This is a genomic window from Algoriphagus aquimarinus, from assembly GCF_007997215.1.
GTDB lineage: Bacteria > Bacteroidota > Bacteroidia > Cytophagales > Cyclobacteriaceae > Algoriphagus > Algoriphagus aquimarinus_A.
Genome location: NZ_VORW01000005.1, coordinates 209,904 through 229,792 on the forward strand (window position 1 = coordinate 209,904; position 19,889 = coordinate 229,792).

18 protein-coding genes are annotated in these 19,889 nt (G+C 39.6%); 10 read left to right on the forward strand and 8 right to left on the reverse strand.

The window, feature by feature from the left end:
- Position 1 precedes the first annotated feature (1 nt).
- Positions 2-1,147 carry an ergothioneine biosynthesis protein EgtB gene (egtB, locus tag ESV85_RS11080; RefSeq protein ID WP_146917558.1) on the reverse strand — a complete coding sequence of 382 codons (1,146 nt, stop codon included), beginning with the start codon at positions 1,145-1,147 and terminating at the stop codon, positions 2-4.
- A 42-nt stretch (positions 1,148-1,189) separates the two neighbouring features.
- Positions 1,190-2,134, reverse strand: coding sequence for a succinylglutamate desuccinylase/aspartoacylase family protein (locus tag ESV85_RS11085; RefSeq protein ID WP_146917560.1), 945 nt, complete (start codon positions 2,132-2,134; stop codon positions 1,190-1,192).
- A 272-nt stretch (positions 2,135-2,406) separates the two neighbouring features.
- Between ESV85_RS11085 and murB the strand changes: the two genes are divergently transcribed.
- Positions 2,407-3,420: a UDP-N-acetylmuramate dehydrogenase gene (murB, locus tag ESV85_RS11090; protein WP_146917562.1), complete on the forward strand. Its 1,014-nt coding sequence runs from the start codon at positions 2,407-2,409 to the stop codon at positions 3,418-3,420.
- On the opposite strand, the gene ESV85_RS11095 is transcribed toward murB, so the two are convergent.
- On the reverse strand, positions 3,417-3,899 hold the full coding sequence (locus tag ESV85_RS11095; RefSeq protein ID WP_146917564.1) for a deoxycytidylate deaminase: 483 nt from the start codon (positions 3,897-3,899) through the stop codon (positions 3,417-3,419). The two genes, murB and ESV85_RS11095, sit on opposite strands and share 4 nt — an antisense overlap.
- Before the next feature lie 138 nt (positions 3,900-4,037).
- Between ESV85_RS11095 and ESV85_RS11100 the strand changes: the two genes are divergently transcribed.
- From ESV85_RS11100 to ESV85_RS11110, 3 genes are all read left to right on the forward strand, one after another.
- Complete coding sequence (locus tag ESV85_RS11100; protein WP_146917566.1) at positions 4,038-4,616, forward strand: DUF4136 domain-containing protein; 579 nt, start codon at positions 4,038-4,040, stop codon at positions 4,614-4,616.
- Positions 4,617-4,755: 139 nt separating this feature from the next.
- Complete coding sequence (locus ESV85_RS11105) at positions 4,756-5,766, forward strand: hypothetical protein (RefSeq protein WP_146917567.1); 1,011 nt, start codon at positions 4,756-4,758, stop codon at positions 5,764-5,766.
- 72 nt (positions 5,767-5,838) lie between these two features.
- On the forward strand, positions 5,839-6,936 hold the full coding sequence (locus ESV85_RS11110; RefSeq protein ID WP_146917569.1) for a formylglycine-generating enzyme family protein: 1,098 nt from the start codon (positions 5,839-5,841) through the stop codon (positions 6,934-6,936).
- A 55-nt stretch (positions 6,937-6,991) separates the two neighbouring features.
- On the opposite strand, the gene ESV85_RS11115 is transcribed toward ESV85_RS11110, so the two are convergent.
- Positions 6,992-7,588 (reverse strand): riboflavin synthase, encoded by a 597-nt coding sequence (locus ESV85_RS11115; RefSeq protein WP_146917660.1) that lies wholly within the window; start codon positions 7,586-7,588, stop codon positions 6,992-6,994.
- A gap of 111 nt (positions 7,589-7,699) precedes the next feature.
- Here ESV85_RS11115 and ESV85_RS11120 point away from each other — a divergent pair, with 111 nt between their 5' ends.
- Positions 7,700-8,362 carry a protein-L-isoaspartate(D-aspartate) O-methyltransferase gene (locus ESV85_RS11120; protein ID WP_146917570.1) on the forward strand — a complete coding sequence of 221 codons (663 nt, stop codon included), beginning with the start codon at positions 7,700-7,702 and terminating at the stop codon, positions 8,360-8,362.
- 175 nt (positions 8,363-8,537) lie between these two features.
- Complete coding sequence (locus ESV85_RS11125) at positions 8,538-9,056, forward strand: acyl-CoA thioesterase (RefSeq protein WP_146917572.1); 519 nt, start codon at positions 8,538-8,540, stop codon at positions 9,054-9,056.
- Between the two features lie 204 nt (positions 9,057-9,260).
- Here the strand turns inward: ESV85_RS11125 and ESV85_RS11130 are convergent, their stop codons facing one another.
- From ESV85_RS11130 to ESV85_RS11140, 3 genes are all read right to left on the reverse strand, one after another.
- Positions 9,261-11,261 carry a plastocyanin/azurin family copper-binding protein gene (locus ESV85_RS11130; RefSeq protein ID WP_410488857.1) on the reverse strand — a complete coding sequence of 667 codons (2,001 nt, stop codon included), beginning with the start codon at positions 11,259-11,261 and terminating at the stop codon, positions 9,261-9,263.
- A 120-nt stretch (positions 11,262-11,381) separates the two neighbouring features.
- A complete protein-coding gene (locus ESV85_RS11135; protein ID WP_146917576.1) occupies positions 11,382-13,259 on the reverse strand; it encodes a DUF1080 domain-containing protein in 1,878 nt (625 codons plus the stop codon).
- 230 nt (positions 13,260-13,489) lie between these two features.
- Positions 13,490-14,386 carry a DUF3078 domain-containing protein gene (locus ESV85_RS11140; protein WP_146917578.1) on the reverse strand — a complete coding sequence of 299 codons (897 nt, stop codon included), beginning with the start codon at positions 14,384-14,386 and terminating at the stop codon, positions 13,490-13,492.
- Between the two features lie 48 nt (positions 14,387-14,434).
- On the opposite strand from ESV85_RS11140, the gene ESV85_RS11145 reads away from it, so the two are divergent.
- From ESV85_RS11145 to ESV85_RS11160, 4 genes are all read left to right on the forward strand, one after another.
- Complete coding sequence (locus ESV85_RS11145) at positions 14,435-14,710, forward strand: YidH family protein (RefSeq protein ID WP_146917580.1); 276 nt, start codon at positions 14,435-14,437, stop codon at positions 14,708-14,710.
- Positions 14,711-14,713: 3 nt separating this feature from the next.
- Positions 14,714-16,495: an SLC13 family permease gene (locus ESV85_RS11150; RefSeq protein ID WP_146917582.1), complete on the forward strand. Its 1,782-nt coding sequence runs from the start codon at positions 14,714-14,716 to the stop codon at positions 16,493-16,495.
- Between the two features lie 88 nt (positions 16,496-16,583).
- On the forward strand, positions 16,584-16,796 hold the full coding sequence (locus ESV85_RS11155; RefSeq protein ID WP_146917584.1) for a hypothetical protein: 213 nt from the start codon (positions 16,584-16,586) through the stop codon (positions 16,794-16,796).
- Between the two features lie 44 nt (positions 16,797-16,840).
- Positions 16,841-17,728 carry a Ppx/GppA phosphatase family protein gene (locus tag ESV85_RS11160; RefSeq protein WP_146917586.1) on the forward strand — a complete coding sequence of 296 codons (888 nt, stop codon included), beginning with the start codon at positions 16,841-16,843 and terminating at the stop codon, positions 17,726-17,728.
- Between the two features lie 15 nt (positions 17,729-17,743).
- Here ESV85_RS11160 and ppk1 read toward each other — a convergent pair whose 3' ends face one another.
- Positions 17,744-19,867: a polyphosphate kinase 1 gene (ppk1, locus tag ESV85_RS11165; protein WP_146917587.1), complete on the reverse strand. Its 2,124-nt coding sequence runs from the start codon at positions 19,865-19,867 to the stop codon at positions 17,744-17,746.
- Positions 19,868-19,889: the final 22 nt, after the last annotated feature.

Here is a 19,889-nt window from a genome sequence, read left to right on the forward strand (position 1 = left end):
ATTAAAGTGATTTGGCAAGGCGAATGCCCATGAATTGCCATCTGTATTTTGGATGAAAAAAGTTCCTGTAAGTAGGTCTTGAGTGACCATCAGAAGTTGCGACTGAAGCACCGCGCAACACCATTTGATTAATCATAAATTTCCCATTGTACTCTCCTATTGCTCCTGGAGCTACTTTAAAGCCTGGGTAAGCCAAATAAGCTGAATTTGTCCACTCCCATCTTTTTCCCCAGTTAAATTGGTTTTGGGCCACTTCCCACTCAAATTCTGTCGGAAGTCTCACGCCTTTCCAACTTGCAAAAGCAGATGCTTCATAGAAATTCACATGTGCCACAGCTGCATCAAGATCAATTGGTTTTAATCCATCCAAAGTGTAATAAAACCAAGCTCCGTCTTGCTTCTCCCAATACAGTGGCGCTTTAACTTCCAATTCCTTGCTCCAAGCCCAGCCTTCATCATGCCAATAGGTTGGATTCTCATACCCACCAGCTTTCATGAATTCCAAATACTCTTGATTAGTAACCAAAGCTGTTGAAATCGCAAAGTCATTGATATAAACCTTGTGCTGATTTAGCTCATTATCGTAGCAGAAATCATTGCCCGTATACCCAATTTCATAGACTCCAGAGTCAATTGAAACCCATTTTGACTTAGGTTCAGAGTCATATTCCTGTATATCCATGACACTTGGATTCAGTGGGTTAAACCAGAGACTGAATTTCAAATCTGTAATCAATAATTCCTGATGCTGTTGCTCATGATTCAGACCCAGCGTTACCAACTCGTTCAATTCAGGATTATTCTTCTGAATAAACTTCAGCATCGCTTCGTCCACGTAAGCACGATAGGTTTTCACTTCATCCACTGAAGGACGAGTCATCAAACCACGCTGATTTCTTGCAGTTCTCGCGCCGAGTGAATTATAATAGGAATTAAACAGAAAGTTAAACTGGGGATGTTTTACCACATATCTGGGGTCGTTTGGCACCAAAATAAACTGCTCAAAAAACCAAGTGGTATGCGCCAAATGCCATTTAGGAGGGCTAACTTCTTCTGAGGCTTGTAGGCTAAAATCTTCCGTAATTAAATGGCTACACAGGTTTAAAGAGTGATTTCTTACGCTTTGAAAAGCTTCTGATAAATTCATATTCGTCTGATAATTAACTTAAAAGATGAAAGGTTTTTTATTTTACTCCTTGCCAATATGTACCAACGCGTCACCAGCATTAATCACCGGATTATTATTCATTCCGATGATATGGCCATTTGTTGGAGATTTCACAGGTATTTTGATTTGTCCATAAGGATCCGAAATTCGTGCCAAGATCTGTCCTTTTTTAACAGACTCGCCTACTTTCACACTGGAGTTGAAAATCCCTGAAGCCCTTGCTCGCACCCAGTTACTTTCCTTTAGAAAAATACACTCTTGTGCCGGCGGTGCATCTGCCAGCATACCAAGGCTGGCTAGCATACGCTTGGTACCATTCACTCCTTCTTCTATCCCATATTCATCAAGGCGCATAGATTCGCCGCCCTCAAACACCATAATGTGCTTTCTTGCTTTGTAAGCTTCCTTTCGAAAAGACTTCTCTATGTATTTTGAATTGACCACATAGTGTGTTCCGAAGGCTTTTGCCAGCTCTACAGCTACCTTATCTTTATAATCCACCCTAACTTGCGGGAAGTTACTAAGCATACGTCCGCCAGTATGGAAGTCAATTCCATAATCTATCTGGGGGATGATTTCATTGCTAAGGATAAATGCAATACTTGCTGCCAGTGATCCTTTTTTGCTACCAGGAAAACTACGGTTCAGATCTCTCCCATCAGGAAAGGTTCGACTGTTTGAAAGAAAACCATAAATGTTCACCAGTGGGATAAATATCAAGGTGCCTTTGAGGAGTTGAAGCCCTTCATCAACTTCCTCCAAAAGTCGCTTTGCTGTCACTACACCATTTATCTCATCTCCATGAACACCGCCACTGATCAATACTACTGGTCCATCCTCCTTGGAGGACCGGATAAAAATAGGCAGATCAATTAAGGTGTGGGTTGGAAGCTTGGCGATAGCAATTTCTATATTCATCGACTGGCCGGGTCTGATCCGTACACCATTTATGACCAATTCTTTCATCTATTTATAATTTGTTTTACAAAGGTCATCCAGATAGCTATTGGGAGAAATCTCGCATGGTTGATATTTATCACTTCGTGCGACGTTTTCGAAATGCTCGATTTCATATGTTAACAATTTGTCTTTTAAAGGCTAGCAAGTCCCTCAAGATTAATATCAATCCTATGTATGTCGCTTGAGCCATGCTCAATTTCAATTTTTAACCTTCAATTGAGTTTTTTAATTTCTTATTCGAGCAAAAACTTACTTATTTCGCAAGGCACTCTCCGCATATGAATATACTAGAAAACATCTCCCTCAAGACATTTAATACCTTCGGCATTGATAAAACTGCCCGATTTTTTGTCTCAGTAAAATCTATAGAGGAGCTCAAAGAAGCTTTGGTATGGGCTAAATCACAGGAAGTCAATCCATTGATCCTAGGAGGAGGAAGTAACATCCTACTGACTCAAAATCAAGAAACGCTAGTAATCAAAATTGAACTGGAGGGTATCAAAATAGTTCAGGAAAACGATGAGTTTTCTTTCGTTGAAGTCGGAGCAGGAGTCAATTGGCATCAATTCGTTCTAACTGCCATTGATAACAATTGGGCGGGAATAGAGAACCTATCCCTTATCCCAGGTACTGTAGGCGCCTCACCGATGCAGAACATCGGTGCTTATGGGGTAGAAATCAAAGATGTATTTTGGAGTCTAAAAGCTCTGAACAAGGAAACTTTAGAGATCGAGGAATTCAATGCTGAGCAGTGCCAGTTTGGCTACAGAGAAAGTATTTTCAAGCATGAGCTGAAAGGAAAATATGTGATTTGTTCTGTGATTTTCAGGTTGAGAAAAGATCCTGTATTTCACACAGAATACGGAGCAATCCAAGAGACACTCGAAGCATCTGGAATTAAGGAATTGAGCTTAAAAGCAATTTCAGACGCTGTCATTCAAATCCGTCAATCAAAGTTACCTGATCCAAAGGAAATTGGAAATTCAGGTTCATTTTTCAAAAACCCAACGATACCCACTGAGCAATACGAATCATTAAAAGAGCAATACATTTCCATTCCAGGCTATCCAAATTCTGAAGGAACAAAAGTCCCTGCAGCTTGGCTAATCGAGCAATGCGGATGGAAAGGGCAGCGATTTGGAGAAATTGGTGTACATGCCAAGCAACCTCTAGTTCTTGTAAATTATGGTGACGGTGATGGCAATGAAATCAAAAACCTAGCGATAAAAATCCAACAATCAGTGATCGATAAGTTTGGAATAAGCATACATCCAGAAGTCAATTTCCTTTAGATCAACTGATCGCCCACCTCTAGTGTTTTCTCATATTTATCTACGCGAACACCGAATTTTCTCAAGAAATCCACTCCTTCGTCAGATCCGATTCCCTTGTATTCTGCATAGGAAAACAAGAAAATCACTCTAGAAATCCCCATGGAGAAGATGATTCTTGCACATGCCAGACAAGGAGAAAGCGTGACGAAAAGTGTAGATCCTTCCACCGCTGTATTATTTTTCACAGCATAAAGAATCGCATTCTGCTCCGCGTGAAGAGCTAGTGAGCAACTCCCCTTGCTATCACGAGCACATCCATTCTCTTTAAACTCCACATCGCAATTGTGCGTGCCAGCAGGTGGTCCATTATAACCAATGGAAATAATTCGGGTGTCTTTGGTGAGAACAGCTCCCACATGCTTCTTGATACAATGAGAGCGCTTGGCCAAATTAACCGCCAATTCCATAAAAATATCATCAAAATCAGGTCTATTCATATCTTAAAGTTTCGGCAAAATTAGCATTTGCTACCGAAGGGGAGCAGAAATCTTGAATAATAGGTGTAAGTTTTTCGTTAAATAGTAAATTCTAACTTTCTGTTACATTCCTCGTTTTGGAAGATAAACCTTGAAACTATGAATCGCATACACATAAATCACCTCTTCATCTTTCTCGTTTTTGCGCTAGCTCTCAGCTCCTGCACCGCTATAGATATTTTTGAGGAGAATAATGAAATCCCAATCAAAAGGCCCTATAAATCATTTGTGATTATCAATCAGGAAGTTGGAATGCGCAGTTTCTCTTCTGAACTAATCGATCAGCAAGTGCAAATTCACCTGCAGGAAGCTCTCGAAGAGCAAGGATTAATATATGATAAAACGGAGCCGGAACTGGTCATCCGTTATACTTCAAATGAAGATCCCAGAAAAAGAGAAACCTTTCAAAATAATAACCCTTACCCATACTGGGGCTATAGAGTTTGGGATCCATGGAGATACAACCCTTACTTCAATAACCAGAATAACGCCAAAACTAGTACCTATGAATTAGTGCAGGTAATTGTGGATTTCATAGATCCAAAGGAGGACAAACTTCTAATGACCTTGACAGGAGTCACTGAAGTCAGCAGTCAAAAAACCAAGAGTAAAAAAGTGCTAAAAACCACAGATAAGATCATAGATTACTTTCTATATGAAGTAAAAGACACCCAATAATTCATCCAGCTTCACTAAACACATTTTTTGATGGGTCATTAGTTTCACTTATTTATTGTCCTATTCATTTTTTCTTACTCATCTTTCATATATCTTAATAAGGATTTTACTATTTCAATCTCCTAAGATCCTTGTTTCTATGAGCTTCAACAAGAACCAAGCGGCATTTTTCCAAACTCTAAAGTTGTCCTTACCAAGTTATAATTCATTGGTAGATGAGATTGCAGAGATATTAGAGATCAGCATTGATAGTGCGTATAGAAGAATTCGCGGAGAAAAATTATTGGACTTCGCTGAATTGGAAATTCTTTGCAATCGCTTCAATGTCTCCGTTGACACCTTTTTTAATCTTCATTCCAACAGCATTCTATTCCAGGGTAATCAGAATGATTATCAGGAAAATAGCTTCATGAATTGGATGGAAGATGTGTATGCACAACTTAATCTAGTCAATAGTTTTTCCAAAAAGCACATCTATTGGCTTGTGAAAGACATGCCCCCTTTTCATCACTATTATCATGAGGAATTGGCTGCGTTTAAGTTCTTTTTCTGGAGGAAATCGATACTATTTACGGAAAGTTTAAAGGAATCTAAATACTCCATTAAGGATAATTTATACGGTCAATTTGCTGAAATAACTCAGAAAATCCTCAAGGCATATCATAAGATTCCAACGACAGAAATCTGGAATATTGAAGGCATAAATAGCACCCTTAGGCAAATAGAATTGTATCATGAAATGGGAATCATGACTTCCACCGAAGACACAGTATTCTTATATAATTGCATGCTCGAAGTAATTGATAACTTGGAGAAGATGGCAGAAAAAGGAAAAAAAATTCTCCCTTCCCATCCGGAGATTGAAGGTGCTGATTACAATTTCTTTTTGAATGAATTTATCATTGGTGACAATACATTTTTTGCAACAATGGATGAGAAAAAAGTCACTTATCTAAATCACAGCGTTATTTATTTCCATGGCACTTCAGACCCGTCATTCAATAATGCCATGTTTCGGAATCTGGACAATCTCATCAAGAAATCTACTCAAATCAGTATTGTAGGTGAAAAAGATCGAAAGCAATTCTTTAACAAATTGCGTAAAAAAGTAGTGGAAAAGATAAATGCTCTTCCTATAGAAGAGGAGTAAAATAGCCTCACATGTAGAAATCCTTCACATCCACAAAAGATTCTACTACTTTTAAAGCTGAAGTAAGCAAATATGAACAATTCAATAAAATACAGTATTGCTAGCCTTATACTGTTTAGTACTTCATTTTTTGCCTGTCAGGAGAAAGCTACTGACAAAGCGATCGATGAAGAAAAAATGGTCATATCCTCCATGCCCGAGCCTTCTGAAAAAGTGGAAGGTATGGTGTGGATTCCAGGAGGTGAATTCGTCATGGGAACAAATGAAGCAGATGCCTACGATGCCGAAAAACCTGCAGTTAATCTTCAGGTAAAGGGATTTTGGATGGATACCCATGAAGTAACAAATGCTGAATACACCAAATTCGTGGAAGAAACTGGCTATGTGACTGTAGCAGAGAAAAAGCCAGAATGGGAAGATCTCAAAAAGCAATTGCCTCCAGGCACACCAAAGCCAGATGAAGCTCTTTTAGTAGCTGGATCGATGGTTTTCAGCCCTCCAGCCTACGCTGTTCCTACTCAAGATATTTCCCTTTGGTGGGTGTGGGTAGAAGGTGCCAGCTGGAAAAATCCTGATGGGCCAGAATCTAATCTAAAAGGAAGAGAAAATCACCCGGTAGTACATGTTGCTTATGAAGATGCGAAAGCATTTGCGAAGTGGGCTGGAAAAAGATTACCTACAGAAAATGAGTGGGAATTCGCTGCACGCGGTGGAGCTGAAGGCAAACGCTTCGCTTGGGGTGATGAATTGACACCAAATGGTCAATACTTGGCCAATACATTTCAGGGAAATTTCCCTAATGACAATCAAAATCTCGATGGTTACGAGGGAGCCTCACCGGTTAAATCCTTTGCTCCAAATACATTCGGATTATATGATATGATAGGAAATGTCTGGGAATTGACGGATGATTGGTATGATGCGCTCAAATACGCAAGACTAGCCGGTCAGGCTCCTAAGTTGGATGCAGGTATGAACCAATGTTACAATCCTGACAATCCTTATGCGATGGAGCATGTGATCAAAGGTGGATCTTTCCTTTGCGCTGACAACTACTGTGTAAATTATAGACCATCAGCTCGTCAGGGACAAGCATTTGATAGCGGAACTTCCAATGTGGGTTTCAGACTGGTGAAAGATGCTGAGGACAAAACAATCAGCTTGAAGTAAAAACTCAATTGAACATAAAAAAGGCCATTTCTGATTAGAAATGGCCTTTTTTATGTTATGGCAAATCGTAGCCCTTGGTGATTCTCTGAATGTATTTGCCCAAAATATCAAACTCCAGATTGACCAGATCACCAGGAACCAGCTGATGAAAGTTGGTATGCTCAAAAGTGTAAGGGATAATAGCCACTGAGAATCTACCGGGACCAGAATTGAAACAAGTAAGACTCGTTCCGTTGATCGTGATAGATCCTTTCTCCACGGTTACATTTCCCAGTCCATGCTCAAACTCCAGATCAAAAACCCATGATCCGTTTTGATCAGTAATTCCTTTTACCTTTCCTACTTGATCTACATGACCTTGCACTATATGCCCGTCAAAGCGCCCATTCGCAGGCATGCAGCGCTCCAAGTTGACTTTCTTATCCACTTTCCATTGAGACAGGTTCGTCTTCTGGATAGTCTCATCTATCGCTGTCACACGGTATGAATCAGGCGTAGTTTGCACTACAGTGAGGCAAACGCCGTCATGTGCTAATGACTGATCAATCTTCAATTCTGAAGAAAGTGCAGAGTCTATATCAAAATGAACATTGGTTCCATCATGAGTAATATTCCGAATGGTGCCAAAAGCTTCTATAATTCCTGTAAACATGGAGGTGAATTTAACTTTCAAAGGTTCAATGATTAAGCAACAAATGCCCAATTCTAGTTCAAATTAAGCCAAATATTCTTTTATCTTCGACCATAGAATCACAAAATACTTATGCCCCTACTCAAACTCGAAGACACATATTTACATAAAGGAAAACGTAGAGCTCTTGTGGCCTTGCTTCGGGAAAAGGGAATTAAGAATGAGCGTGTACTTCAGGCAATCAACACCTTACCCCGTCATTTCTTCTTTGATTCCGCATTGATTTCCCATGCTTACGAAGACAAAGCCTTCCCGATTGGAGAAGGTCAGACCATTTCCCAACCTTACACAGTTGCCTTCCAAACGGAGCTTTTGGAGATCAAGGAAGGTGAACGAGTGCTAGAAATCGGCACAGGTTCTGGATACCAAGGAAGCATCCTTCATTTACTTGGTGCTGAAGTATTTACTATCGAATACCAAAAGAAATTATTTGAAGGAACCAAGCGGTTTTTGTCAAGACTGGGAATAGAAATGCATCTTTTTTATGGTGATGGAACAGGCGGACTTCCAGCTTATGCTCCTTATGACAAGATCATTGTCACTGCCGGAGCTCCTGTAGTGCCAGAGGCTTTGATTCAGCAATTGAAAATAGGTGGGATACTGGTGATTCCCGTGGGTGATAAGCGTAAACAAGCTATGCTAAAAATCACTAAAATGTCAACTTCGAAGACTGCTCAGGAAGAATACGAGGGATTTGCTTTTGTGCCTCTTTTGGGGAAAGATGGTTGGGGTTGAGCAAATTTGAAATCTAAAATTTGAAATCTAAAATTTGAGATTTGAGATTTTCGATATCGGATTTGAGATTTCTGCTTTTCCGAAATTCATGTTATTTCAAAATAAAATTTCGATTATTAATCATCAAAGTTTTTCAGCCAAATTTTATTTCTATTTTTGTTAAAATTTAGATTTTATGAGCAAAAAGAAATTCGCAAAAGAGTCTGCAGTGATCATGACTGAGATGGTTCTTCCTAACGATACCAACACGCTAAACAACTTAATGGGTGGCAAACTGATGCATTGGATGGACATAGTAGCTGCTATAGCTGCTCAGAAGCATTCTAACAGCATCGTGGTGACTGCCTCTGCGGATAACATTTCCTTTCAGCAACCTATTGCTCTTGGTAATGTAGTGACACTGAAAGCTCAGGTAACCCGCGCGTTTAATTCTTCCATGGAAGTATTTATAGAAGTGACTGCTGAGGATATCCCTGCCAATAAGAAAGTCATGACTCATCGGGCATTTTTCACTTTCGTAGCTGTAAATGAGAATAATAAACCATCAAGAATCCCTGAACTAGTCCCTGAAACTCCTGAGGAAATAGAGAATTACGAAGGAGCTTTAAGAAGAAGGCAATTGAGATTGGTTCTGGCAAAAAGAATGAAGCCGGAAGATGCCGTAGAATTAAAGTCCATTTTCAATCTGGATTAATCAAATTTATAGGACATTAAAAAAGCGCAGACCGTTAAGATCTGCGCTTTTTTAATGTCCTGTATTTGAAACCGTAAAAGGTTAGCCAAAACTAATAAGGCATCCTTTAAAAGTGAGGCTACTTCGGTCACCCGTCATCGGTCTTCCCGCCATCAAAACAGAGCAAATAAGATTGCTGACTTCATTTGCAGTTCCTAAGCACATTTATTTCACCACTTTCAATATTCCCTGCATGGTATAGAAATGCCCTGGAACAGTACATACATAGGTGTAGTCTCCTGGCTCTGTTGGAGCAATGAAATAAATAGTGGTTGATTCGCTTGGCTGTAGCAATTTAGTGTGCACAAGCACTTTGCTAGTATTTGGAATGTAATCCTTTTGCTGCCCTTCTAAGCCTAACGCCATCGCCGCCTCTCCTACTTCTATGGCAGTTCCTGGCATCACGATCACGAAATTATGTAGCATATCATCCACATTTTGGAAGACTAACTTCACTTTGCTACCAGCCTTCACCTGCAATTGAGCAGGATCAAACTTTAGGCCTGGCTTTGTACCCATATTAATGGTAACATCCGCTTTGCCATCCCAGTTAGCTGGCATAGTCGTCACATGTTTTGCCATTTTAGCAGTTGCAGGCTTATTTGCTGTTGCTTGTTTCTTTGCTGCAGCAGCCTGAGCTTTTGCTTCAGCATCAGCCTGAGCTTTCGCTGCGCTATCTGCCTGCGACTTCATCATCATTTCGTGATCATGTCTGGCTTTGAATTGAGCGACATCTACTTTTTCCCCTGCACCAAAATTGTTCAAGGTATAATAGCCCACAGTATGTAGAAGTGGTTTTCCTTCGGTTGATTTCACTCCTTCTGCTTTGATCTCGTGAATATATCCAAGACGCAAATTATCCAGTACTAATCGAGCTTTCATCCCATCTTCTGAGACTACTACGCCAATGATTTTGCAAGGCTCATTATTAATCACAGGACTACCATAAGCCGCTTGGTACTTATAAGTGAAGCCTGTTACTTGGTAATTAGCCGGATCCTCTGCCAATTCCTTATTCACAGGCTCTGTGAATTCAATCTCAAATCCATCAGGCTTAGACTTGATAGTCTTCATCTCAAAAGGCATTCTTCCTGTCCACACCAATCGCTGCAAACTGAATAATTCCTTGCCCGTAGAAGACCAACCCCGGCTAGTCATTCCTACAAACATGGAAGCATCATTCCCCCAGACCATTCTCAGGATACCAGAAGAAAAGCCCTCTCTAAATGGAAAAACAACTCCCTGGTAAACACCATTGACTTTCTCAAAATCAACGCGAGCAATAGTACTTTGTCCCTGATCACCTACAAATACCTGATTGGCAAAAGGGCCAAATCCACCTGCTGTATTATCATTCAAAAATCCTGAGGTAGAAATTCCCAAAATACCATGTGGCAACCAAACTGCAGGTGCTTTCAGACCTGGAACTCGCTTAGCTACATCATAAAATGGTTCTCCAGTATTTGGAATATCTTCCTTCTTTAACGTCACAGGAGATCCTGGTAAGCCAGACCAAGCTAAGCTCTCCGCATTACCTAGGAAATCACCTTTCTCCACGTGTGAGATTCTTCCTGATCCAACCCAGTCACCTTGGTTCTCAGTATAAAAGAAATCACCTTCAGCATTCATACCATATCCAGCTGGAGAACGCATTCCCGCAGCGTAAGGTATCATTTCTCCTTCAGGAGTAATCTCCAAGGCCCAACCTCTCCAAGGCACCAAACTCACGCCGTGACCTAGACTATTGCTCCAGCCTACGTTAAGCGTGACGAGCATATTACCGTTTGGCAGGAAAGTAGGCCCGTAGGAATACTCGTGGTAATTTCCTGAAAGAGGCCAAGAGTAAATTTTCTTATATATATCGGCTTGACCATCTCCATCGGTATCACGTAAGCGCGTTAACTCACTTCTCTGAGTCACGTAGATGTCTCCATCATGGTATGCTAATCCCAAAGGCTCGTGTAAACCAGTAGCGAACTTCTTGTAAACAGGCTTCTCGCTACCGGAAATATTTGGGCTGGATACTATCCAAACCTCTCCTCTTCTAGTACATATTGCCAAACTGCCGTCAGGCAAAGTTGCCATACCGCCTACTTCCAAAATCACATCTTCTGGAACTGGTAAGGAGATCATCTTATAGAAATCATCCTCAGTCTCAGGCACCATCATAGGCGCTTTATCCTGGGCTTTTAATTCAACTTGACCGATAAATAGGCAAGCCAAGGCAAAAGCAAATCCTTTTGTAGTATTGAGTTTCATTAGATTTTTCATGCTGCTTCCTATTAATTACCAAACAATTGAATACGTAACCTTTCCCATGTTGTCTTTCAACTGCACCGGTAAAATCAACTCTTGAGAACCATCGCTGGTTGTTCTTAAAATTGGCGAGGTCTTTCTTTCAAACTCAACGTAATAAGATTTGTCATCTATCGCATAAAGCCCATTTGGCAGTTTTTCGATTTTTGATCCATGAGCTACTAAGCAATAGAGTTGCTTACTTTCATCCTCAGCGGTGACGCTAAGTGAATGAACCAATTTCTTTCCTGAGTCCCCGGTTTCAAATGTCTCACGGATAGTTACTCCGGGCATTTCATATAAGATCACTGGATCGCCATTTTTCAATACTTCATACTCAGTGTATGCAAAACCTTCAATTTCCTGAGGCCACGCGGCGTCTTTATTCGGAAGTACAGCCACAGTTGGTTTACCTGCAAATTCAATGACATTCCCTAATGGCAACATCAGCTGAGTTTCACCACGACCATACCACATCGGAGTAGTTTCTACAAAATCTCCTCTCCATACATTCAGTAGCTCACCTCTGTTCAAATCGATTGCATAATTTGCCCCACCAGGTTGGCCCACTGCTACTGTATGCGTACGCTTCTCTCCATGGTGCATGATAAAACCTCTTTGCATCACAGTTTGATCATTTACTTTGACAGCTATCTGACCAACTGGATCATTAGCTCTCAGAGGAACATTAAGGGCAGTTCTAGCTACGCCTTTTCCTTCTACGGTAAGTGTGATATCATTACTAGGTGCATACCAGTGACCAAAAGTTTTGAAGTAATTCAACTTGATTTTGTGATCACCGGAAGTCAAATGAGTAGAACCATTGGCTTTACCCGTAACACCATCTACATAAACCACTTCTTGCTCGTCGACAAATAGTTTTCCTGCACCATTGATACGCCCTGGAGGGGTATCATCCGGCACCCAGGCTAGATTTAAGTTAAAGAAATATTCACCGTCACTTGGTATGCTTAAGATTCCTTCGATCGTTCCTGAAAACTCATTTCTAGTAGCTGGAGCTAAATGTGCCAAGACATCAATATTCATTTCGCCCTTAGGGCTAGCTTTTGCAAAATCATTAATGGTTTTAATACTTTCATAATAGGTGAGCTTCATGTCTTTCAAAGTCACCATTGCTGCGCCGTAAGTTTTGTATTTAATATTCCGAATAGCCACTCCACCATGATCTCCCTGAATAACCAACGGTCCCATTGCTTGCTCATCATCAAAGAATGCAGCTTGCGTAGGGCCAGTTACTTCAATGTTTTTCTGAACCAGCACACCATTTTGGTGGACAGATATAAATTTGGCATTTGAGACTTTTTTGCCTTGTGAATCAAAGCGAGGAGCTCTAAACACAATTCGGAGAGACTGCCAAAGTCCAGGCGCTCTGCTTACATTCACAAGAGGCGGATGTCCTTCATATCCTTCTCTGCCAACTCCTCTACTACTATCCCAACGCTGATAAATAGCACCTGCGTCAGAATACTTAGGGTTCTTCACTGCCCAAGAGTCAAAAAGTTGCACCTCATATCTACCCTGAAGGTAAACTCCTGAATTGCTGCCTTTGGGCATCATGAAGTCAAGCTCCAACTCTATGTCACCATGCTCAAAAGAAGACTTGATGGGTTGATTTTCACCTTTGTCTAAGGTGTTCAGTAAAATACCAGTGCCATTTGTGATTTTGGAGGCTCCACCATTGAGATCGTAGAATACGTCTTTTACGATGGTCCAATTCCCGCTTGTTGATTGAAATTCACTTAGGTTTTGAAGAGGTAGCACTTCAAATGGAATTGGGCTCTCCTGTGCGACAGATGCTATTGTCTTGATAAATAGACAACAACAAATTAGAAATATCTTATTATTCATTTTAGGTTAGATAGGTTATTGGTTTCAAAGGTAACTTTCTTGTCAATTTAAAAAAATAGGATTATTTCAAGTAAAAATTGATAGACCTTGTATATATACAATAAAAAAGCAGGAGAAAATCTCCTGCCCTTTATTTGAAAACTAAACCAACTATTATTTAACTACCACAATGAATTCAAAAATAATACTTTTATAATCAAATCAAAATTCCAAATATAAATTTGTTTTGATTATTTCTTCTCAGGGAAGTTACCACGTTTAAATGCAATTCCCAATGCTAATCCTTGACTAAATTGAATTTTATTGTCCTGATCCAAATCGTAGATCATTAAACTTGTTAAACTAACATTCACAAGGTTAGATACTTTTGCCGTTAAACCGAAGTCCAGACGATGGTCTATAGCATTAAAAGCAAATGTTTCGTAGTTCGCAAACATTTGATATCTAAGCTTTAAGGATAGATTTTCAGAAAGTTTTTTATTGTAATCAGCCATCAAACTGAAGGCTAACCATTCTGTTCTTACTGTTTCTCCTATTTCTACTCCATAATTGTTTGGCACATTCAAATACAGGTTTGTATCAGTCACAAATGTCCATCTAGGTGAGAAAGGTGAAATACGAAGGCTAAATTCATCATTTGGCTTATATTCTACACCGATAGAAGTAGTAAGATAGGCTGGATTGGCAAACTTTGAGATAAGAATTTTTTCTGCATCCTCAGGAAATTCATAGCCAGGAGCAAATTGAGAGAGAAAATTGACGGCAAAGAAGTAATTCCATTTGTCATTAATCTCATATCCCACTTTGGAATCCAAGAAAATACGGTCATTGGATTTGCGACCATCTTCATTCTTATTTTTCACTACACCATAGATAAAGTCCATCGTGTTATCCCAAGACCATTTGTCTTTAGCATAATTTGCCCTTCCATTTAGATAAACTCCTAAGGCAATTGAATTGACACCACCACCTTGCCAGTTACCACTGAAAGAGGCTTGGTTAAGATTTAATCCTCCGTTTAATTCTTTCAACCAATAGCTAGTATCTTGCGCGGTCAATACTACTTCTTGGGAAAATAATTGCCCAGAAAACAAAATAAAGAGGAAAAGTGTAGAAATTCTTTTCATAATTAAAGGAGGTTGAACTATTTCAATATAAATAAATAAAATACAAATATGGAAAATGACTTGGAAAGAGAATTAATAATTCGTGATTATTTGGCAAGACAGCGTACAACACTCGCAAACGACAGGACTTTATTATCTTTTATTCGTACATCTCTTTATTTTTTAGTATCAGGTACAGCACTTTTTGAAGTAAAAGAACTTGACCACGTGAGGGACTTGGGGTACTTGGCATTTGGATTGAGTTTTGTGTTTTTACTAATCGGAATTGCTAATTATTTCCGCATTCGTAAGAAGCTTAAAAAAGGGAATTACCTAAACATGTAATAAATGACTTTTGAAATCGGTCTTGTTTTTTCAATTATTGGGCTTGCCATCATTCTTTTTTTTACAGAAAAATTCACTATCGATACCGTTTCCATCGGAGTAATGGTGGCATTTCTGCTCACAGGAATCCTGAATGTAGAGGAAGGTTTATCAGGGTTTTCCAATCCTGCCACTATCACTGTTGCTGCTATGTTTGTTGTTTCGGCTGCGATCTTCAATACTGGCCTACTCGATAGTTTCACCCATAAACTAAGTGCCCAAGCAGGAAAAGGCCAAACTCACCTCCTATTCACCTTAATGATATCTGCGGGATTTCTGTCAGCTTTTATAAGTGATACGGCAGTAGTGGCACTGCTGATGCCAGCTGTAATAAGATTGAACAAAACTGATAATATTCCTCCATCCAAGCTTCTCATGCCACTTTCTTTTGGTGCATTGATGGGAGGTATTTGCACATTGCTGGGAACAAGCACTAATATTTTGGTCAGTGGTATTGCTGAAAAAGCTGGTCTTCCGTCATTTGGTATTTTTGAAATGAGCTTAATGGGCTTAGTCTTTTTTGCAACAGGATTAATCTACATGCTAACCATCGGAAGGTGGCTCACCCCTAACAGAAAACCTAAATCAGAAGTGGGAGATAGTATTCAACTCGGAAATTATCTCTCAGAATTGGTCATCTTAAAAGACTATGAACAGCTAAATGAACCCCTGTTTAAGCATAAGCTTTTTGACAAACTACCAATGAAGCCATTACAGATCATTCGATCAGATGGAAGGAAAATACGTGTTTACCCAAATACATCCATTCAGGAAGGTGATATCATACGAATTAACTGCGACAAAGAAACCTTGGAGAAAATCAAATCTACCGCAGGAATAGAACTAAAAGCAGACTTAAAATGGAATGAGGAAAACATCACCAGCGAGGATGAAAGATTATATGAAGCCTTAGTTACACCTAATTCATTCCTTATCAACAAAAATATAAAGGACTTGAATTTCAAAAAGTTATACAATCAGGTATTAGTCATTGGAATTAGACATAGGTCAGATATGCTCAATGCACTTCTTTCCAAAACAGACTTAAGAGCTGGAGACATTTTACTATTGAGAGCATCAGAAGAATCCATTCAAAGCGTAGAGAACAGTGACGATCTGCTCTTACTCTCAGAGACTAAAAGCAAAGTATTAAACAAAACCAAAAGCATCTTAACTCTTGCTGTGCTTGCATTAATTATAGGACTGGCATCTTTTGAAGTATTTCCCATTGTAGTAACGGCAGTAGCTGGAGGAATTGCACTTATTATGTTGGGATCACTCAGTACAGAACAAGCTTATAAAGCTATTGACTGGAAAGTTATCCTCATGCTTGCAGGTGTATTGTCTATGGGTTTGGCTCTGGAGAAGACCGGCGGCTCACAATTGATTGGTGATTATATCGTAGAAAGTGTAGGACAATTTGGACCAAGAGCTGTAATGAGTTCTTTATTCGCCTTAACTTTTATCATGACAAACGTGATGTCAAATAACGCAACTGCAGCTTTACTGGCCCCTATTGCGATAAGTATTGCTGCAGCACTAGATGTGGATGCAAGGCCAATGCTAATGGCAGTCACCTTTGCTGCTAGCTTAAGTTTTATGACTCCAATGGGATACCAGACTAACACGATGATCTATACACCTGGAAATTATAGGTTTACCGACTTTATAAAAGTAGGGACTCCTTTAAATCTTCTTCTTTGGATAGTGGCCACATTAGGCATTCCATACTTTTTCCCTTTTTAATTCTCAGAAAATATGTCACAACTACGTATTTTACACATATCAAGCCAGCAACACTATCACGACCCAAACAATTTAACCCAAAACAACTATGAAAATCTTCAGTATTGTATTAATCGTCGCTGGCATTTTAATGCTCTTCAGCAATAGTTTTTCCTTCACTACCAAAGAAAAGGTAGTAGACGCAGGTCCAATTCAAATTAGTGCAGATAAGCAAAGAGACGTTACCTGGCCAACCTATGCAGGAGGAATTGTAGTGGCGGCCGGTGTAATCATGCTAGTGGTCGCACAGAAGAAAAAGTAAACGCTCCGAAGAAAAATCCTTTAATCAACTAATCCAATCTGCCTTTGAAATTAGCAGCAGTAGACATTGGCTCCAATGCCATAAGAATGCAAATCACGAGCGTAACGCAATACGAAGGAATCATCAAATTCAAGAAAGTCGAATACCTTCGATTTCCACTTCGTTTGGGCCTGGATGTATTTCACAATCAAAAGATCTCTGAAATAAACAGAAGGAAATTCGTCAAATTGATGAAAGCATTTAAGATTCTCATTGACCTTTATGAAGTTGATGATTATATGGCATGTGCTACTTCTGCAATGCGAGAAAGTGTAAATGGCAAGGAAATAGCGCTTGAAGTAAGGGAAGAAATTGGGCTGAAAATCAACATTATAGATGGTAACAGGGAAGCCGAGCTGATCAATCAATCTCTTAATAAGTTTTTCGATGAAAAGACTTACATACATATAGATGTAGGAGGTGGTAGCACAGAGCTGAACATTTATAAGAGTCGTGAAAAAATAGCTTCGAAATCATTTCAAATTGGTTCTGTACGCGCATTGGAGGACAAAGTAGCTACCCCGGTTTGGAACTCTGTAGAGTCCTTCGTACATAAATATCTGGAAAATTCCCCTTCAGTCATTTCAATAGGAACTGGCGGGAATATCAATAAGATCTTTGAACTCTCACTACCTCATAAAAACAAGCGTTATTTGGACTATGGAAAAATCGAGGAAGTATTGGGTCACTTACAGACCCACACTTTCGAAGAACGGGTGAACAAGCTGAACTTGAATCATGATCGAGCTGATGTAATTATTCCTGCAGGAAAAATATATCAACGCGTGATGCAAGCTGCAAAATCAAAAAAAATGCTTGTCCCTGACCTGGGTTTGAAAGATGGAATTATCCAAGTGCTCTACGAGCGTAATAAAACGAAAAAGCCCCTTTGATCGGGGCTTTTTCTATTAATCTACAAGCTTAACTTGCATTACCTTTTCTGCATCTAGATTAAAAAACTCTCGATGAACATTGAATTCCGGCTCATCTCCTACCGGCTGCTTAGCCAAGTAAGTACCATCTTCCTGCATCACATAAGAGTTTACATTATCCTTTAAGTTATAAGCAAGGATGTTCATCAATTGCTTTTCCAGCAAGTTAGATTCGACTTTGAACAAGGCTTCTAATCTTTTGTCAAAGCTCCTTACCATCATGTCAGCACTACCAGCATAAGTTCTAGTATCACCATTGTTATGGAAATAATAGATTCTGGAATGCTCCAAGAAATCACCTACAATGGATAACACTTCTATGTTTTCACTCAGACCAACTCTTCCTGGTCTGATACAGCAAATCCCGCGAACGATTAATTTGATTGTCACACCAGATTGGGAAGCGCGATACAGAGCATATATCATCTCAGAATCTTCCAGGGAATTGACCTTGATGAAAATACCACTTGGCAGACCATTTCTCGCATTTTCAGACTCTTTCTCAATGTACTCTATCAACTGATTTCGCATGTCACGAGGAGCTGTAATCAGGTTTTTATACTGAGACGGCATGGAGTGGCCTGTGATTACATTGAAAAATTCTGACACATCATTTGCCAAAATCTCATTGGTAGTCATCAAGCCAATATCAGTATAAAGTCTAGCCGTGTCTTCATTATAATTACCTGATCCTAGGTGAACAAATCGGGTAATTTCCCCACCATCTCGCTTGACTATTAAGAGAAGCTTGGTGTGTGTTTTCAAGTGCGAAATACCATAAATCACAAAGCAACCAGCTTTCTGAAGTTTCTTCGCTTCACGAATATTGTTCTCTTCGTCAAACCTAGCCTTGACCTCGAACAGCACCGAAACGTGTTTACCATTCTCAGCAGCTTTCAATAAGGCTTTTGTGATTCTACTATCCTTGGCCAGTCTATAAATGGTCATTTTGATAGCCATCACATCAGGATCTTCGGATGCTTTTTCCACCAAATCCAAGATCGAATCGATGTTGTTATAAGGATGATGAAGAAGAATGTCTTTCTCCTTCAACACTTCAAAAATATCTGACAAGCCTTCATCCTGATAAGAAAGGGGCTTTACCGGATCAGGAATTTGAGGTAATCGCTCACGGAATTTTTTATTACCCACGATCTGCCAAAGTCCTGTGAAATCTATCAAACTTTCTCTTTTTACCAGAAATACAGAATCCATTTTCAGATTCCATCTCTCCAAAAGTGAATTCATCATCCACTTACTATATCCTTCCTCTATTTCTATTCTTACTACTCTACCACTTTTTCTTTCCATCAATTTCCGTTTCACTTCTTCTAGGAAGTTAGCGTCCATATCTTCACTTTCTTCAAGTGTGAAGTCACCATTTCTGGTAATTCTGAAAAGACTCATTCCTTCGATTTCCACATTTCTAAAGAGTGAAACGATGTTTTCCCGGATCACCTCTTCAATAGGGATCAGTAAAAGAGAATCTTCTCTCTCTATTTCGAAAAAGCGGGGAATATTAGCCGGAATCTGTACAAAACTCATCTTGCGCATATCCTGTCTGTCTCCTGGACTGGTAGTCACCACTCCAAAAACCAACAGCTTGTTCATCAGAATCGGAAAAGTACGATACCCATCATACACCATCGGGGTAAGCATAGGGTAAATGGCTTTCAAGAAGTAATCATGAACTTTCTCCTGCTCTCTATCTGTGAGCTTGGAAACATTGCACAGCACTACTCCTTGGCCTTGTAATTCAGGCATAATTACCTGAGAGAAATGAGTATGTTGATCCGCATGAAACATGTGACTCTCATTCATCAACTTTTCCTTGAAAGGCTCTTCTCTCAATCCGGAGTAATCAACTCGCTCCTTATCGTAATCTAGATAATTATAAAGTGATCCTACGCGAATCATAAAAAATTCGTCCAGATTGGATGCCGTTATCGCAAGAAACTTAAGTTTTTCAAAAACACTACGATGTGCCTTTTTGGACTGATCCAACACTCGTTCGTTAAACTTTAACCAACTTAAATCCCTGCTTACCAGATCACTCTGTTGTATAATCGAATCGTATTTTTCTACAACTTCCAATTTCATCGCATTCAAAGTTAATATTCAG

What these genes read in the sequence shown, in the direction of transcription:
- egtB (WP_146917558.1), bottom strand. Translation starts at nt 1,147, where the DNA reads ATGAATTTATCAGAAGCTTTTCAAAGCGTAAGAAATCACTCTTTAAAC.
- ESV85_RS11085 (WP_146917560.1), bottom strand. Translation starts at nt 2,134, where the DNA reads ATGAAAGAATTGGTCATAAATGGTGTACGGATCAGACCCGGCCAGTCG.
- murB (WP_146917562.1), top strand. Translation starts at nt 2,407, where the DNA reads ATGAATATACTAGAAAACATCTCCCTCAAGACATTTAATACCTTCGGC.
- ESV85_RS11095 (WP_146917564.1), bottom strand. Translation starts at nt 3,899, where the DNA reads ATGAATAGACCTGATTTTGATGATATTTTTATGGAATTGGCGGTTAAT.
- ESV85_RS11100 (WP_146917566.1), top strand. Translation starts at nt 4,038, where the DNA reads ATGAATCGCATACACATAAATCACCTCTTCATCTTTCTCGTTTTTGCG.
- ESV85_RS11105 (WP_146917567.1), top strand. Translation starts at nt 4,756, where the DNA reads ATGAGCTTCAACAAGAACCAAGCGGCATTTTTCCAAACTCTAAAGTTG.
- ESV85_RS11110 (WP_146917569.1), top strand. Translation starts at nt 5,839, where the DNA reads ATGAACAATTCAATAAAATACAGTATTGCTAGCCTTATACTGTTTAGT.
- ESV85_RS11115 (WP_146917660.1), bottom strand. Translation starts at nt 7,588, where the DNA reads ATGTTTACAGGAATTATAGAAGCTTTTGGCACCATTCGGAATATTACT.
- ESV85_RS11120 (WP_146917570.1), top strand. Translation starts at nt 7,700, where the DNA reads ATGCCCCTACTCAAACTCGAAGACACATATTTACATAAAGGAAAACGT.
- ESV85_RS11125 (WP_146917572.1), top strand. Translation starts at nt 8,538, where the DNA reads ATGAGCAAAAAGAAATTCGCAAAAGAGTCTGCAGTGATCATGACTGAG.
- ESV85_RS11130 (WP_410488857.1), bottom strand. Translation starts at nt 11,261, where the DNA reads ATGGTGCCTGAGACTGAGGATGATTTCTATAAGATGATCTCCTTACCA.
- ESV85_RS11135 (WP_146917576.1), bottom strand. Translation starts at nt 13,259, where the DNA reads ATGAATAATAAGATATTTCTAATTTGTTGTTGTCTATTTATCAAGACA.
- ESV85_RS11140 (WP_146917578.1), bottom strand. Translation starts at nt 14,386, where the DNA reads ATGAAAAGAATTTCTACACTTTTCCTCTTTATTTTGTTTTCTGGGCAA.
- ESV85_RS11145 (WP_146917580.1), top strand. Translation starts at nt 14,435, where the DNA reads ATGGAAAATGACTTGGAAAGAGAATTAATAATTCGTGATTATTTGGCA.
- ESV85_RS11150 (WP_146917582.1), top strand. Translation starts at nt 14,714, where the DNA reads ATGACTTTTGAAATCGGTCTTGTTTTTTCAATTATTGGGCTTGCCATC.
- ESV85_RS11155 (WP_146917584.1), top strand. Translation starts at nt 16,584, where the DNA reads ATGAAAATCTTCAGTATTGTATTAATCGTCGCTGGCATTTTAATGCTC.
- ppk1 (WP_146917587.1), bottom strand. Translation starts at nt 19,867, where the DNA reads ATGAAATTGGAAGTTGTAGAAAAATACGATTCGATTATACAACAGAGT.